A 14,817-nucleotide genomic window follows, 5' to 3' on the forward strand; every position below is an offset into this window, starting at 1 on the left:
TGGTGTGATCTACCGATGTGGCCGGGGGCCGGCGCCGGGTGCGGCGTGCATGGGGGCTGGGCCTGGCTGCGGCGGCGACGGCCCTGGTATTCGCCGCCGGCGTCGCGATCCTCGCCCCGAGGCAGCCGAGCGCGGCCTCGGCGACACCTTCGAACGAGATCCGCGAGGACCGACCGTGGCCGCCGGCTTCCCGGAACGGCGTGGCGCTCGCCGACCTGCCGGCCCCGGAACGGGAGCGGATCGGGCGATTCAAGAACGACCTGGCCGTAGCGCTGCGGGAGTTCTGGGACGGCCGGGTCGACCGGGTCGACCCGGCCCCCGGCGATGTCGGCACGTTTCGGGTGCGCAAGCGGGAGGCGGCCTTCTTCCTGTTCGTCCAGGCCTATCCGGTGACCGAGGCTCCGCCCGCGTTGTGCCAGGAGTACCGCCCTGGCGAGTGCGCCCTGCCGCTGCCGAAGGTCGTCAGTGGGACCAACCCGGTCGGCTCGGGGAACAAGCCGGTGATCAACATCCTGATCGGGCGCACGCTCGTCGAGCTCACGGTCGAGGCCGACGCCGCCTCACTCTCCTTGGCGGAGCAGCTCTGGTCGGGTCGGCCGATCACGAATTCCGCCGAAGTGCTTCGCCTCCTGAACGAGATCGACGCGATTCCGATCGAGCCGATGCGCGTCGGCCGGACGCCGCCCCCGCTCCCGACCGTGGGTTCGACCGCGGGCCTCGCCCGCTGAGCCCACGGGCTTCTCCCCCACCCAAATTCCCCGCTTTCCCCTGCACCCATCGCGCTCCCCCGTAGGAGCGCCGACGGCGAGGTCGGTCATGCCCGAAACCTTCTACGAACCGGTTGGTCACTCGGCCGCCCGAGCCACGCCCCACACCCCCGCCGCAGCGCCCGGGCCGCGCCGCCGACCACCCGCACCGGTCATCCGCCGCACGGTGATCCTCGCGATGTGCGTCGCGCTGGCCGGGTACACCGGGTTTCGCCCGCCGAGCGCGTGGACGGCGACGCTGCAATCGATCTCCTGGCAGGGCGGCTTCCATCGGCGGTTCGTGGTCGGGACGGTGCTGCATCCGGTCGCCGTGTGGTCGAACTACGCGTACGGGCCGTTCGCGGCGACGTCCTACGCGATCCTGGCCGCGCTGCTCGCGGTCCTGATGGTCGCGGCGGTACGCACCCGGTTGCCGGCCCGGCGGGCCCTGGTGGCCGCATGGCTGGTGCTGCCCACCGGCGGCTACCTCTTCCACGAGGTCGGTTACTTCGAACAGTTGCTGTTCCTGGCCCTGTTCGGCGCGTGGTGGCTGGTGAACCGAGGGTGGTGGGTCGCCGGGGCGCTGGTGATGACGATCTCCGTATGCGTCCACGAGATCGCGCTGCTGACCGTGATTCCACTGTTCACCCTGGTGGTGGTGCGCGCGTTGCCGGTCCGGCGGGCGATCGCGGCGCTGGTCCCCTCGGTGCTGGTCGGCGCCTGCGTACTGCTTGTGTCGCCCGCCTCCGACGACGCGATACCGCACCTGAGCGACCGGCTGCGCGGCGCCGGATTCCCGGCGCGGGCCGACGTGTTGGAGATCTTCGGCCGGACCCAGGCGCAGAGCCTGCGGATGTACGAGCCGCTGCAGGTGTTCTCGTTCCTGGCCCCGCTCGCGCTGTTGCTGGCGGCGGCCCTCGCCCTGACATTCACCTCGGGCGCGGTGGTCGGCGCCCACCGCCTGCTCGCGATCGCGGCGGCCACGGCCCCGCTGGTGGCCGCGTTCGCGGGATGGGACACACACCGGTGGGCCTTCCTGCTGCTCGCCAACACGGCTGTGGTGACGTGGTGGTGGCTGGGACAGCGCACTCCGGACCCGGCCCGGGCGCGGCCTGCGCCGCACTACCGGGTATTGGTGGCGGCGGCCCTGCTGTGCACACACGTACCGCTCGTCTACTTCGACGACTTCGCGCCGCGCGAACTCACCGGAACCGCGATCCGCGCGTTCGTGACCGACGCCACCTCGGGCGATCTACTGCGGGCCCCGACCCGATGACCGGGTCCGGCGGCGGGCCCCGGACCTCCCGCCGGCTGCGGGCACCCGCCCCGACCAGGCCGGCACCGCTCACGCGGCGAGGTATCCGCATGTCCGTGTCCCCCCGTCGCCTCGCGCCGCAGCGCCCCCATGCGGTCGGGTGGTACCGCACCGGCGCCGGGGCTTGGTGTGCACAATCGGAGCGTGTTCGAACTCCTGCCGGGCCTGGGCGTGGTGTTGCCGCGCGGCGCCGGCATGCTGCGCTTCGGGATGAGCGAGCCGAGGGCCCAATGGGCGCTGTCCACGGTGGTGGACGTGCGCGCCTATTGGTCCTGTGCCGGGACTCGCGTGGTCGACGACGGCCACCGGGAGTTCTGGAGCTTCGGCGGCCGGTTGGGCGCCCTGCGCATCGACGTGACCGGCTCCGAGCACGGGTGCCGCACGATCGTCTTCGAACGGGAGCCCGGCACCGAGACGGACCCGGTCGTCTGGCGGGACATCGACGTGTTCGGGTATCCCGCCGCCGAGGTCGAGGCGGCACTGCCGAGGGCGGCGGCGTGCGCGAAGCTCGGGCTGATTTTGGTCCGGGAGTCGACGGTCGCCGAGAGCCGGATGGCGCGGGCGCGGCTGACCACCGAGGACGTGTCGGCGTACCGGAACGGCTGACCCTGCCGGATGCGGTTCGTCACACGGCGGCATCATGGCGAAGTTGGACAGCTTCCCTTACCGTAGGCGCGCGTTTCGGCTCGGGGCCGGGCGGTCGGGCTCGTCCCGGCCGTGGCCGCGGCCATTCTCGGCCCCGAAGAAGGAGAGCGACGTCATGGCGCGGGACAAGCTGGGTGTGGCGATCGTGGGGACCGGCTTCGGGTGCATCACGCACCTGCCCGCCTTCCGGGACGCGGGCTTCGAGGTACGGGCGCTGGTCGGCCGGGACCCGGTGCGTACCGCGGAGCGGGCCCAGCGCTTCGGGGTGCCGTACGCGTTCACCGATCTCGACGCGGCGCTCGCCCTGGACGGCGTGGACGCGGTGACCGTGGCCACGCCACCGCACACGCACGCCGAGATCGTGCTCGCGGCGGTCGCGGCGGGCAAGCACGTGGTGTGCGAGAAGCCGTTCGCGACCGACGCGGCCGAGGCGGGCCGGATGCTGGACGCCGCCGAGAAGGCCGGCGTCGTACACATGCTGGGCACCGAGTTCCGCTGGCACTCCTCGCAGGCCCTGCTCGCGCGGTTGATCGCGGCGGGTGCGATCGGCGAACCGCGGCTCGCCACCTGGTTGTTGCACATCCCGGTACTGACCGGACCGGCCGCCGAGGTACCCGCGTGGTGGGGGCGGGCCGAGGACGGCGGCGGCTGGCTGGGGGCGCACGCCTCGCACTGGATCGACCAGATCCGGCACACGCTCGGCGAGTTCGCGGGCGTCAGCGCGGCCCTGCCGTTGGTCGCGGACCGACCGGGGCAGACCGCCGAGGACACCTTCAACATCCGCTTCCGCACGGTGACCGGCGTCGAGGGCACGCTGCAAAGCTCCGCCGGAGTCTACGGACCACCGCTGATGACCACGCGCGTGGCCGGTACACACGGCACGGCCTGGGTCGAGTTCGACGACGTCTGGCTCGCCGACGCCTCCGGCGACCGGCGCGTGGAGACCCCCGCCGACCTGGCCAACCCGGACCCGATCGCACCGCCGTCCGACCTCATGCACACGGCCTACGACCTCCTCCACTCGATGGGCATCGACCGCGCGCCGTACACCCGCCTCGCCGGCACGTTCGCCGCCCTGATCAACGGCGAGCCCACCCCCGAGACCCCCCGCCACGCCACCTTCACCGACGGCGTCGCCGGCCAACGAGTCCTCGACGCCATCCGCACCTCGGCCGCCACCGACGGCCACTGGGTCCGGTGCGCCTAGCCCGTCCGGCGTGAAAAGGGCGCCTCGGGCGTCGCTCAGGGGCGGTTGTGCTTGCTCAGCGGGGTCGGGTGGGCGTAGTGCAGGGCGGCGAGGCCGTGCAACACGCGGACGTCCGGCCAGTCCACCTCGACCCGGTACTGGTTCTCCAAGTCGTCGCCGACAAAACGGAACACTTCTTTTCCGGCCCGAGTCCACCGGGTCGTGATCGGCATTCGGGGAAACTCGCCGCCGAACAGAATCGCCGCCGCCATCACCGCCCACACCGGCGAGAAGAGCCACCACCAGCACCACGCGATCACGCCGCCCTTGCGCGCGTACAGCGGTGCACCGTCCGGCAGTTCCACGTGCCAAGAGGTCCGTCGACAGCCGATCACGCTGCCGCGCCGGCGGGTGACTCGACCGAGCTGCTCGCCCGAGGCGCCGAGTATGCGGTAGACCGCGCTCGCGTCATGCGCCGACTCCGTCTCCACCACGACCGCCGCCGCCTGCCGCCCGGGGTCGGCCCACAACGTGAGATGCCGCCAGTCCTTGTGCTGTGTCGCCTTGTCCCGCGGCACGTCGTCGATGAACAACAGATCCTCGACCGAGGTATACCGAGCCGGATCGCGCCGCAGGCTGAGCGCCGGCCCCTGCCAAACACCTTCCGGCAACTTCCGCAACGCCTCGGCTCCGTGCCGGCCGCGAACCCAGAACTCGGCCCCGGCCGCGACACCCACGACGAATACCATCCGCTCCCCCGAACACCCGAAGCCAACCACCGATCCACCCGGACACCCGGACATCCGGGATGCTACGACCTTCGAGAGCGATCAGCGCACCCGGACCGGTTCGTCGAAGTGGTCGAGCAGCGTGGCGACGTACTCCTCCAAGCGCCTGGTCACGAGAGCCGTGGTCAGGTCGGATCGGCCCGACTCGCGCCACGGAACCGTGATCCTCTCCGCATCGTGGGCGTAGCCGAGCGCGTCGAGCAGGCGCCAGTACCGGTGCGCGGCCGGGTCGTCGGCGAGTCGCCCGCCGGCCGCGGTGTAGGCGGTGGCGAAGCTCATCCCGACCGCCGGGCCGTGCGGCAGCGCCAGTGCGGTCGAGCAGTGCGCGACGTCCAGGTCGGCCGGCCCCCACGAGGTCTCCACCCAGCGGGTGTCCGGCAACCCCCTCGCGACGCTGTGTGGCGCTTGCCCACGTGGTGTCCGGATCCGGAGTTCCGCCCACGCGAGGACCGGGCGATCGTGGTCGCCCGGGTGCTCGACTGCGCACCGCAGTGACCGGGTTCGTCGGTGTGCCGGGTGTGCGGCGCGCGGGAGCACACGGTGGACTGGCAGAGTCCGCACAACCGGTCGTACCGATTGCGTGCGACGTGTGGCATCACGCTGTCGGTGCGCGAATTCGGCGGCTACGACCGGGCATCGGCCGTGGCCGCGGCGGCACGGTGGCGGGAGATTCGGCAGCGCCGGGCGGTGGACCCGCCGGCGACCGTGTCCGCGTCGAGGCGCTGATCAGGTGTCGTGTGCGGTCGGGCGGAGGTCGAGGCGGCGGAGGAGTTGGGCGTTGAGGGCGACCACCACCGTGGACAGACTCATCAGGATGGCCCCGACCTCCATCGGCAGGACCACGCCCGCCCAGGCCAGGGTGCCTGCGGCCAACGGCACCGTGACGATGTTGTAGCCTGCGGCCCAGGCCAGGTTCTGCCGCATCTTGCGGTAGACGGCCGTGGACAGGCGACGGACGCCCAGCACCGCGCGCGGGTCGTCCGAGGCCAGGACCACACCCGCCGACTGGACCGCGACGTCGGTGCCCGCGCCGATCGCGATGCCGACGTCGGCGCGAGCCAACGCCGGCGCGTCGTTGACGCCATCACCGACCATGGCCACCCGCAGGCCGCGGGACTGGAGTTCGGCGACCTTGGCGTCCTTGTCTCCGGGCAGTACCTCGGCGAAGATCTCGTCCACCCCGAGGTCGCGCCCGACCCACTCGGCCACCTGCCGGGCATCCCCGGTGAGCATCCCGACGCGCACCCCCGACGCATGCAACTCCCGTACCGCCGAACGGGATTCGGGCCGAATCTCGTCCTCCAGCGCGAGTGCCCCGGCGACCTCGGCGCCGGCCAACACGTACAGCACCGCCGCACCGCGTCCGACCCAGTCCCCGACGGCCGCCGACAGCCCGTCGGGCACCCGTACGGCCGCCTCACGCAACAGCGCCGGCCCACCGACCCGCACCCGGGTGCCGGCCACATCCGCCTCGACACCGCGGCCCGTCATCGATCGGAACTCGCTCGCCGCGACGGGCCTGCCGCGCTCCTCGGCCGCCCGTACGATCGCCCGGGCCAGCGGGTGTTCGCTCTCCCGCTCGGCCGCGCCCGCGAGCAGCAGCACGGTCGTCTCGTCCCCACCCGGCGCCGCCGCGACCCCGGTCACCGCCGGCGCACCGCGCGTGAGTGTGCCGGTCTTGTCGAACAGCACGACGTCGACGTTGCGCATCCGCTCCAGGGCGATGCGATCCTTGATCAGGATGCCCTGCCGCGCGGACAACTCCGTCGAGATCGCGATCACCAGCGGGATGGCCAGTCCCAGCGCGTGCGGGCAGGCGATCACCAGTACCGTTACGGTCCGCTCGATGGCCGACCCACCCTCGCCGAGCCACGACCACACCACCAGCGTCAACACCGCGGCGCCGGCCGCGTAGTAGAACAACAGCGCCGCTGCCCGATCCGCCAACGCCTGGGCCCGGGAGCGGGATTGCTGCGCCTCGGCGACCAGCCGTCGAATACCGGCGAGTTGGGTGCCCTCGCCGGTCGCGGTCACCGTCACCCGTACCGCACTGTCCACCGCGACCGTGCCGGCCACGACGGTGTCGCCCGCGCCGCGCGCCACCGGTCGGGACTCGCCCGTGATCATCGACTCGTCGAACTCGGTCGCGCCGTCCGTGATCGTCCCGTCCGCCGGGACGCGCGCCCCGGAACGCACCAGGACGGTATCGCCGGTCGCCAACTCGATCACCGGGATCCGCTCGAACTCCCCATCCGAACGCACCCGTTCCGCCTCGTCCGGGAGCAGCGCCGCGAGGGCGTCCAGGGCCCCCGAGGCGGCACCGAGGGCACGCATCTCCAGCCAGTGGCCGAGCAGCATGATGTCGACCAGCAGGACCAGTTCCCACCAGAAGTCCAGCTCGTGCGACGCGAGTTCGAGTGTGGAGGCCCAGGACGCGACGAACGCGACGGTGATGGCCATCGCGATCAGCGTCATCATCCCGGGCTGCCGCGCGGTGAGTTCTTCGCGCGCGCCGGTCAGGAACGGCCATCCGCCGTAGCCGAACACGAGCGTGCCCAGGAGCGGCGGAATCCACGACGAGCCCGTGAACGACGGCTCGTGATAACCGAGTACGTCCGCGAGCATCGGGCTCAGCACGAGCACCGGGACGGAGAGCAGCAGGCTCAGCAGGAACTTGCGGCGGAACATCTCGCCGTGACCGCCGTGACCCGCGTGGTCTTGATGTCCGTCATGCCCGGCGTGGCCGGTGTGCCCTTCGCGCCCTTCACGCCCCTTGTGCCCTTCGCGCCCGGTGGGCTCCGCACGACCTTCGCGCCCGGCCCGACCCGGGTGGCCCGGGTCATCGGACCGACCCGAGTGAACCGGGTGACCTCCACCGCCCGGCCCCTCGCGACCCGCACGCCCCATGGCCCGTACGGATTCCTCGGGTTCGGTCCCGGCCACGTGACCCGGGCGATTCGGATGACCCGTGCCACCCGCCGGCCCCGCATGGCCCGGATGTTCGTCCCGCCCGGCCCGGCCGTGCTCCATCCCGTTCCCTTCCTCGCCCACCGTCGACCCTCCATCTATACCACCTAGGGGTATGTGTAACCCTTGATCGACCCGCGCTCATTCCTTGCGATTCCGGCGGAACCATCCGCATCTCGGGCCGACGGCGGTATAACCAGAGACCAGCCCCTCTCCTCCGGGAGGCAAAATGGTGCGTCAGCCACGCTCCCGCAGCGTCGACTGGTTGTGGTGGGCGACCTCGTCGGGCGAACTGCAACCCTTCCTGGACCATCCGGATCACGATCAGCAGGAGATAGCCCGGGAAAAGTCGGCGGTCGCGGTCCAACTCGCCCGCCTCGGCGACCCACTCGTGGACTGTCTCGCGGCAATCGCCCCGGACGTCCTCGCCGACGCCCTGTGGCGGTTGCCCAACCCCACGCGGACCGACACCCTGCGTGCGCTGCGCGTGCCGCCCGCCCGTCGACCGACGCCCGCGATCGCCGAACATGCGCTCAAGCGGCTGCGCAAACAGACCCCGAGCGTGCGCGGCTACACCGCGCAGGTGGTCACCCTGCCCGTGCTGCGCGTGCTGCTGCCCGCGACCCTGGACACCGACTCGGGCGCGCTGGACGGCGAAATCCTGGAAAGCCTGAAGACCACGCCGTTCACCTCCGATCTGATTCGGCTCACCGCGATCGCCGACTGGGGGTTCAGTTGCCAGGCCGCCGCGCTGCTGCGGCTGGCGCTGACCGAGGCCGACCTCGCCTTGCCGGGGTGGCCCGCCGATGTCATCGCCGACGTGGTCGCCGCGTGTCGCCGATTCGAGACGTTCTGCCGGGACCGGATGTGCGGCGCCGGCGAGCCCCCGTCACCGTTGCGTTCACTCGACGACGCACTCGGCCGGGCCCGGGCCGCCGCCGACTCGGTGACCGCCGCCGTCGCGGCCGGTCGCGCACCGGAGGAGGCCGATCTGAGCATGCTCGGCCTCGTCGGGCCGGCCGTGGCCGAGGCCCGGGCGGCGGTCGGCGCTCTGGTCGAGGCCGAAGCGGACACCCTGCCCGAGGACCGACCGGGGCTGGCCGCCGCGATCACCGCGCACGAAGCCGCGGTACATGCCCGCGAACTCGCCGGCGTGGACCGCTTCCGGCACCTCGACGGCCCACCGGTGCACGCCGCGGCGATCGGCGAACTGCGCGAGTCGGCCGCCGACCTGAGCGCCCGTCACGAGAATTGGGACCCGGCCGACCGCCGTCGGGTACTGGCCCTGGGTGACCTCGGCGGGTTGATCGACGCGATCGCGGACGACCGGGACGACGGGGTCGACGAGTTGGCCGAGACGATCCGCCCGCATCTGCCGGATCCGACGATCGTCAACGCCGCGTTACGTGGCCGCCTGTCCTGGGACGAGACACCGACCTCGGACGCCGCGGAGGACGACACGCCGACCGCGCCCGAGGATTCGGAGCCGGCGCCGGAGACATCGATCGGAGCCGGCTCGGACTCGGCGCCGGGATACGATGCGGGATCCGACGCCGACACCGACCCGGTCCCGGCCACCGAGGCGCGGCCGGCCGACGCCGACGGGGCGTTCGCGGCGGAGCAGGACGGGCCTGACAGCCCGGACGGTCCGAACGGCCCGGTTGGCCCGAGCGAGGCCGTCTCGGACCGGGCGGACTCCACGCACCTCGTGGAGGCCGCCGACGAGCAGGGCGCTCCCGAACCACCGGCCGAACCCGAGCCCGCGGCGCTGATCGGCGAATTGATCGGCCGAGGCGACTACGCCTCGGCGGCGGGGGCCATGTCGGCCGATGTCCCCGAACGCATATCCGCGCTGCGCGCCCTGGCCTACGCCGACGGCGCACGCTCGGACACCGGCGCCGTAGCGGTGTCGCTGCGCGAGGAACTCGACGAGATGGCGATGCGCGCGCCCAGCCACGACCGCGCGACCCAACTGCTGACGGTGGCCGCCGCGGCGCGCGGCGCCGTACTGTGCGGACACAGCACATACGGCCTGCTCCAGGAGGCCGCAGCCGGCCTGGGCGACCTGCCCGCGGTGGCCACCCTGGCCCGACACATCGCCACCGGCTCCGCGCAGGGGCTGCTCGGCGGCACCCGCAACCTCGGTGCGCTCGAAGCTCTCGCCGAGGCCGAGGCGGGCGCCGCGACGTGTGCGGCGGACGCCGCGGAGGCCCTGCTGCACCCGCGCCACCTGCGCTTCCCCCGGGCCACCTCGATCGCGCAACTGTGGTGGCGCCCCGAGGACGGCCTGCTCGGCCGGCTGCTGCAACTGGCGGCCGGCAACGAGCGCCGCGACTTGGACGAGGTCGCCGAAGCGCTGCGCCGACTCACCAAGCACCACGAATTGGAGAGCCGACTCTCCGCGATCGACGAGGAGTTCCGCAACGGCAAGGGCCACCGCCTGGAGGGGCCGGCCAGGCGTCGACTGCTCGAGTACGCCCGCGAGTCACTGGGCACCGTGAGCCGCTGGGTGGACGCCATGCGCCGGGTCGCCGAAACCGAGGCGGAGGCCGAGTCCTGGATCGCCGGTCCGCTGACCGACCTGCGACACGCCCTGCTCGCCGACCGCCCGGAAGCCGAACTCGAACTCGCCGAACTCGCCGCGCACACCGGCGACCCCCTCACCGCCGGCGCCGCCCGAGCCGCCGCAGCGAGCCTGTCCGCGACCCTGGACCTCCTCGACGGCCACCCCCTCACCGGCCCCGAACCCACCCCCGAAGCCCTCCTCCCCGACACGCCCAACCCCACTTGACCCACCCGACCCACGTGACCCACCCACCACGCCTCAGCCAACCAACCCCACACAACACAAGCCCCCCGCAGCGCGAGGCGGGGACGGCGCAACGCGGGACGGCACGACGCGAGGCGACGCGGGTGGAGGCACAAAGCTCGACACGGCGACGCGGCACGGCGCAAGGCCGCGGAGCCGAAGAAACTCGGCACGAAGCTCGGTACGGCGACGCAGCCGTGCGGCGGTGCGGCGCAGAGCGAAGCCCCATGGGGCGGGCGGCGGCACAAACCTCGGCACAGCAGTGCGCAGCACGAGGCCGCACGGCGGGGGGTACGACCGGGGCAGGCGCGCAGCAGCGCAATGCGGGACAGCGTGGGCCGCGGGCGGGAGGCGGCGGCACGAAGCTCGGTACGACGGCGCGGCGCGAGATCACGGGGCGACGCGGGGCAGGGTGGCGCGAGACCACGGGGGTGGGAGGTGGCGGCACGCGGTTCGACACGGCCGGCGCACCGCGAGGCAGCAGATCGGAGCAGATCGGTACGGCACTGCCGGCACCGGGCGCCGGCGACGCCCCCACGAAAGTGCCCCGCGCAACCGCGCGAAGCCTGGACACCCATACGCCCACAAGCACCCCTTGGAACGGCTGCGGCTTCGGGGGCAGGAGTGCCGCGGGCGGTTTATGGGACCTCTTCCTCCGGGATGATGTGCATCGCTGCCTCCTCGGCCCCGGCCGCGCCGCCATCGATGCCGACATCGTGGGCGATCGCCTCGGATTCGGTGTCCTCGTGTGCGCCCTCGTCGTCGGCGACCAGCCGGCCCGCCCGGGGATCGGGGCCGCCCTCCCAGTCGTCGGAGACCACCTCGTCGAAGATGTCCGGCTCCTCCTCGGCCAGCAACTGTTCGAGCGACTCGCCGCGTCGCTCCTCCGCCGGCGTGTTGCCGTACCGCTCGGCCACCGACCAGCGGTCCGGCGGCACGATCCCGGTGTCCAGCGGGTCGTACGACAGGTCGTCGGTCGACAGCGTGTCCTCGGGGCCGAGTACACCGTCGTCGCCCGGAGTGTCCGGGGAGTCTTCGGTCTGGTCCGGAGTGTCGTCGCTCATCGCCTGCCGCCTTCCGCTGAAGTGCTCGTGTCGTGCGTCCAGGGCTCGCCCCTGTCCCCCGCGACCCGAGTGACTTTGCCCATCGCCGGCCGGTTCATTCGGGGCTGTCCGGCGACGTCCGCGCCTGACAGCATGTCCGCGTGCCGGGAAAACGCGTACGTGTCGCCGCCGCCCTGACCTGCCTTCTGCTCGCCGCGGCCGCGTGCGATGCGGACGACGCCGACAACGGCGACAGGCCCGGCACGGCCGAGGGCAACCACACCGCCGAGCCGACCGGGGTCGCCGACATCCGCCCCGAGCCCGCCCTGACCGTGGACTGCCTGCACGTGATCGGCGAGCAACCCGCGCCCACGAGCACGACCACCGTGTTCCTCGGCGACGTCGCGCTGGAGACCGGTCGCAGGCTCCAGACCGCCAAGGCCGGCGGCACCGAATACCCGCACCCCCTGTTCGCCAAGTCCGGCCTGCTGGTGCGCGACGGCGCGGTGGTCGACATCGAGGTGGTGCCGGCCCCCGGCAACGGCACGTCCATCGGGTGGGGCAACGGTCGGCTCCCCGCGCGGTCCGTCCGCGTACCGGGCTGCACCAGCGGCTCCACCGAGACCTCCTGGATGGCCTTCCCCGGCGGCTACTACGTGGACCGGCCCGGCTGCGTCACGCTGGTCGTGCGCTCACGCGGGTTGCAGACGAAAGTGCACGTCCCGGTGGGTGCCGACTGCTGAGCCGAGCGCTCGGCCGATCCCACGCGCGGCTCATCCGACCGGTTGGAGACAGGGCCCCCACCGCTGGGCTCACGGGCCGCGAAACCGCTCGTTCCACCGGTGTAGACACCTCCACCCGTCTCATGCCTGAGGCTGATTTTTCCTGACGGATTTGGACGATCTTTGACCGCCGGCGCAGGGTGGTCCAGGGGGCCAGGGACGGAAGACCCGGTCCGGCGGGCCGGGGAGGGAGCGGACGGAATGCACGAGGCGCAGACACGCGAGACCAGCCGCGACGATTGGCAGACGCTGCACACCGGCACCCGGGAGTCGGCGGCCCGAGCGCTGCGCGCCGACCTGGCGCACGCCGGGGTGGCCGAGGCCGACCTGGTCCGACGAGCGACCGAGGCCTGGGCCGGGTCCGTGGTGACCGTACCGAGCACCGGCCGGCAATTCCGGGTCACCCGGGTCGACGTCCCCGCCCCGACGCTCTCGATCAGCGAACCGCAACGCGTCGGCGCGGAGCAGTCCCTGCTCAACCGCTGACCGAGCCCGCTCCGGACCGCCCCCGGCCGACCGGAATCCGATATCGACATCGACGTCGACATCGATCCCGGTATGGGCATCGCCACCAATCACGACACGGCCGGCGACCCCGAAGCCGAGCGAGGCGGAACCTTCCACCGAACCTCCGGGCCATGCTGTGCTGTCCGCTATGGTCGACGAAACCACTTACCCGACGGTTCCGCACCGGCACCGAGGCGTCCCCGCCCACGAGGCGGAAGCCCGCAGCCGAGCCTTCCACGACGTGATGGCGCAACGCCGCACCGTCCGCGACTTCTCCTCCCGGCCGATTCCCGACAACGTGGTCGACTGGGCGATCCGTACCGCCGGCACCGCGCCCAGTGGCGCCAACGTGCAGCCCTGGCGCTTCGTCGTGCTCACCGACCCCGAGCGCAAGCGGCACCTGCGCGAGGCCGCCGAGAAGGAGGAGCGCGAGTTCTACGAGCACCGCGCGTCCGCCGAATGGCTCGAAGCCCTCGCGCCGATCGGTACCGACTGGCGCAAGCCCTTCCTGGAGGAGGCGCCGGTCGTGATCGTCGTGTTCGAGGTGCACAAGGGTCCGGACTCGCCCCGGCCGTACTACACCAAGGAGTCGGTCGGAATCGCGGTCGGACTCCTGCTCGCGTCACTGCACCAGGCCGGCCTGGCCACGCTGACCCACACCCCGAGTCCGATGCGCTTCCTCAACGAGGTGTGCGACCGCCCGCGGGAAGAGCGCGCCGCCTACGTCATCCCGGTCGGCTACCCCGCCGAGGACGCGCGCGTCCCCGACATCCGGCGCAAGCCGCTGGAGCAGGTCGTCGTCCGACTCTGACTCGCCACCCCGAACGCCGACCCGCCACCGTGAACGCCGGACGGGCCCGCCGCACGACGCCCGTCCGGCGCCGAAGACCACCGCGCCCCGAAGATCATCCAGACCACGGAGACACGGAGACCACCGAAGACGACCCGACAAGCCCCCGGAAGCCGACGGCATGCCACCCCACGCCACCCGAACACCTGCGCCCAAGCCCACCTCTCTGCGATCCTGAACCGGCACGTCCGGATCCGCATCTGCCTTACATACGGGGGGCGTTGATGAGTGTCGTCGCCGGAAAGATCATCGACGAATCGATCGTGATCGCCGCCGATTCCCAGGTGACCTGGGGTCAGGCGAAGACCGAGGGCACCAAGCTGTACAAGATCGGCGAGAGCCTGATCTTCGGCGGTGCCGGACTGCTGCGCGACATCAATCTGATGCGCCTGTTCCTGGACACGCACACACCCGCGTCCGCCGAGGAGCGCGACGTCCTGGAGTTCTACGCCGAGTTCGTCGAATGGGGCAAGCGCAAGCTGTCCAGCTTCGAGCCGAGGTCGGAGTTCATGTTCGCGTTCGACGGCAAGTTGTTCGAGACGAGCAACGACTTCGACGTCTTCTACTACGACTACGGCGCGATCGGCTCCGGCTGGGAGTACGCACGAGCCGCGCTGCACCTGGGTCACACCCCCACCCAGGCGGTCGGCGTCGCGTGCGACCTGACCATCTTCTGCATGCCGCCGGTGACCGAGTACCGAATACCGCGCCATCCGCAGCCGCCGCCGGGCCGTAATCACGAGGCCATCTGAAACGGACCCTTCGTCGGGTCCGCCGCAATCCGGTGCTAACCCTGTGTTTACGTAGACTCTCGTAAACTCTCTGGTATGTCCGAACAGCCCATCCCGGCGGACCTGATCGAATTGCAGCGGGCCCGAGACGCCGCCTACGAGGCCATCGCCCGGCACGCGGGGCAGCTGACCGAAGAGGAACACGCCCGGCTGTGGGCCCAGGCCCGCGACGCCGTCGAGGCGCTGCACGCACACCCGGCGATGACCGCCGGCGGCGACCGCGTCGACCTGGTGACCCGCCTGCGCATGGCCGCCCAGGCCGCCTGAGCCCGAGGTCCACCGCCCGACTCGTGGCCGCCGAACCGAAAACGCCGCCGGGGGGCGGGGCCGGCCCCCCCCGCGCCCCCCCCGCGCCCCGCCCCGCCACGGCTCCCAACAACCACACCCA

General features: G+C 72.2%; 15 protein-coding genes and 1 pseudogene. 12 read left to right on the top strand and 4 right to left on the bottom strand.

What is annotated here, in order from left to right; translation table 11 throughout:
• The first annotated feature begins 38 nt into the window (after positions 1 to 38).
• The 4 genes from ABZS54_RS37275 to ABZS54_RS37290 all read left to right on the top strand — a co-directional run bounded on the left by ABZS54_RS37275 (position 39) and on the right by ABZS54_RS37290 (position 3,913).
• Positions 39 to 728, top strand: a complete 690-nt coding sequence (locus ABZS54_RS37275) for a hypothetical protein (RefSeq protein ID WP_355546381.1) — start codon at positions 39 to 41, stop codon at positions 726 to 728.
• An 88-nt stretch (positions 729 to 816) separates the two neighbouring features.
• Entirely contained in the window at positions 817 to 2,022 is a 1,206-nt protein-coding gene (locus tag ABZS54_RS37280; RefSeq protein WP_355546383.1) for a hypothetical protein, read from the top strand.
• A 183-nt stretch (positions 2,023 to 2,205) separates the two neighbouring features.
• On the top strand, positions 2,206 to 2,667 hold the full coding sequence (locus ABZS54_RS37285) for a hypothetical protein (protein ID WP_355546385.1): 462 nt from the start codon (positions 2,206 to 2,208) through the stop codon (positions 2,665 to 2,667).
• A gap of 154 nt (positions 2,668 to 2,821) precedes the next feature.
• Positions 2,822 to 3,913, top strand: a complete 1,092-nt coding sequence (locus ABZS54_RS37290) for a Gfo/Idh/MocA family oxidoreductase (protein ID WP_355546387.1) — start codon at positions 2,822 to 2,824, stop codon at positions 3,911 to 3,913.
• A 35-nt stretch (positions 3,914 to 3,948) separates the two neighbouring features.
• On the opposite strand, the gene ABZS54_RS37295 is transcribed toward ABZS54_RS37290, so the two are convergent.
• Both ABZS54_RS37295 and ABZS54_RS37300 read right to left on the bottom strand, forming a co-directional pair.
• Positions 3,949 to 4,641 carry a hypothetical protein gene (locus ABZS54_RS37295; RefSeq protein WP_355546389.1) on the bottom strand — a complete coding sequence of 231 codons (693 nt, stop codon included), beginning with the start codon at positions 4,639 to 4,641 and terminating at the stop codon, positions 3,949 to 3,951.
• Between the two features lie 81 nt (positions 4,642 to 4,722).
• Positions 4,723 to 5,064 (bottom strand): annotated as a pseudogene (locus ABZS54_RS37300) (aminoglycoside phosphotransferase family protein); the annotation flags it as partial.
• 156 nt (positions 5,065 to 5,220) lie between these two features.
• Between ABZS54_RS37300 and ABZS54_RS37305 the strand changes: the two are divergent.
• Entirely contained in the window at positions 5,221 to 5,406 is a 186-nt protein-coding gene (locus tag ABZS54_RS37305; protein WP_355546391.1) for a hypothetical protein, read from the top strand.
• Here ABZS54_RS37305 and ABZS54_RS37310 read toward each other — a convergent pair whose 3' ends face one another.
• Positions 5,407 to 7,368, bottom strand: a complete 1,962-nt coding sequence (locus ABZS54_RS37310) for a heavy metal translocating P-type ATPase (RefSeq protein ID WP_355546393.1) — start codon at positions 7,366 to 7,368, stop codon at positions 5,407 to 5,409.
• A gap of 6 nt (positions 7,369 to 7,374) precedes the next feature.
• Here ABZS54_RS37310 and ABZS54_RS37315 point away from each other — a divergent pair, with 6 nt between their 5' ends.
• Entirely contained in the window at positions 7,375 to 7,758 is a 384-nt protein-coding gene (locus ABZS54_RS37315) for a hypothetical protein (protein WP_355546395.1), read from the top strand.
• A 118-nt stretch (positions 7,759 to 7,876) separates the two neighbouring features.
• Complete coding sequence (locus ABZS54_RS37320) at positions 7,877 to 10,438, top strand: hypothetical protein (RefSeq protein WP_355546397.1); 2,562 nt, start codon at positions 7,877 to 7,879, stop codon at positions 10,436 to 10,438.
• 656 nt (positions 10,439 to 11,094) lie between these two features.
• On the opposite strand, the gene ABZS54_RS37325 is transcribed toward ABZS54_RS37320, so the two are convergent.
• On the bottom strand, positions 11,095 to 11,520 hold the full coding sequence (locus ABZS54_RS37325; protein ID WP_355546399.1) for a DUF5709 domain-containing protein: 426 nt from the start codon (positions 11,518 to 11,520) through the stop codon (positions 11,095 to 11,097).
• Between the two features lie 140 nt (positions 11,521 to 11,660).
• On the opposite strand from ABZS54_RS37325, the gene ABZS54_RS37330 reads away from it, so the two are divergent.
• The 5 genes from ABZS54_RS37330 (at position 11,661) to ABZS54_RS37350 (ending at position 14,696) form a co-directional block, all read left to right on the top strand.
• The gene (locus tag ABZS54_RS37330; protein WP_355546401.1) at positions 11,661 to 12,242 is read left to right on the top strand and encodes a hypothetical protein; all 582 of its coding nucleotides are present in this window, start codon (positions 11,661 to 11,663) and stop codon (positions 12,240 to 12,242) included.
• A 240-nt stretch (positions 12,243 to 12,482) separates the two neighbouring features.
• The gene (locus ABZS54_RS37335) at positions 12,483 to 12,767 is read left to right on the top strand and encodes a hypothetical protein (RefSeq protein WP_355546403.1); all 285 of its coding nucleotides are present in this window, start codon (positions 12,483 to 12,485) and stop codon (positions 12,765 to 12,767) included.
• Between the two features lie 169 nt (positions 12,768 to 12,936).
• A complete protein-coding gene (locus ABZS54_RS37340) occupies positions 12,937 to 13,599 on the top strand; it encodes a nitroreductase family protein (RefSeq protein ID WP_355546405.1) in 663 nt (220 codons plus the stop codon).
• Positions 13,600 to 13,862: 263 nt separating this feature from the next.
• Positions 13,863 to 14,390 (top strand): hypothetical protein, encoded by a 528-nt coding sequence (locus ABZS54_RS37345; protein WP_355546407.1) that lies wholly within the window; start codon positions 13,863 to 13,865, stop codon positions 14,388 to 14,390.
• A gap of 75 nt (positions 14,391 to 14,465) precedes the next feature.
• Positions 14,466 to 14,696, top strand: coding sequence for a hypothetical protein (locus ABZS54_RS37350; protein ID WP_355546409.1), 231 nt, complete (start codon positions 14,466 to 14,468; stop codon positions 14,694 to 14,696).
• The last annotated feature ends 121 nt before the right edge of the window (positions 14,697 to 14,817 follow it).

It is taken from the genome of Embleya sp. NPDC005575 (genome assembly GCF_040605455.1).
Taxonomy (GTDB): Bacteria; Actinomycetota; Actinomycetes; order Streptomycetales; family Streptomycetaceae; genus Embleya.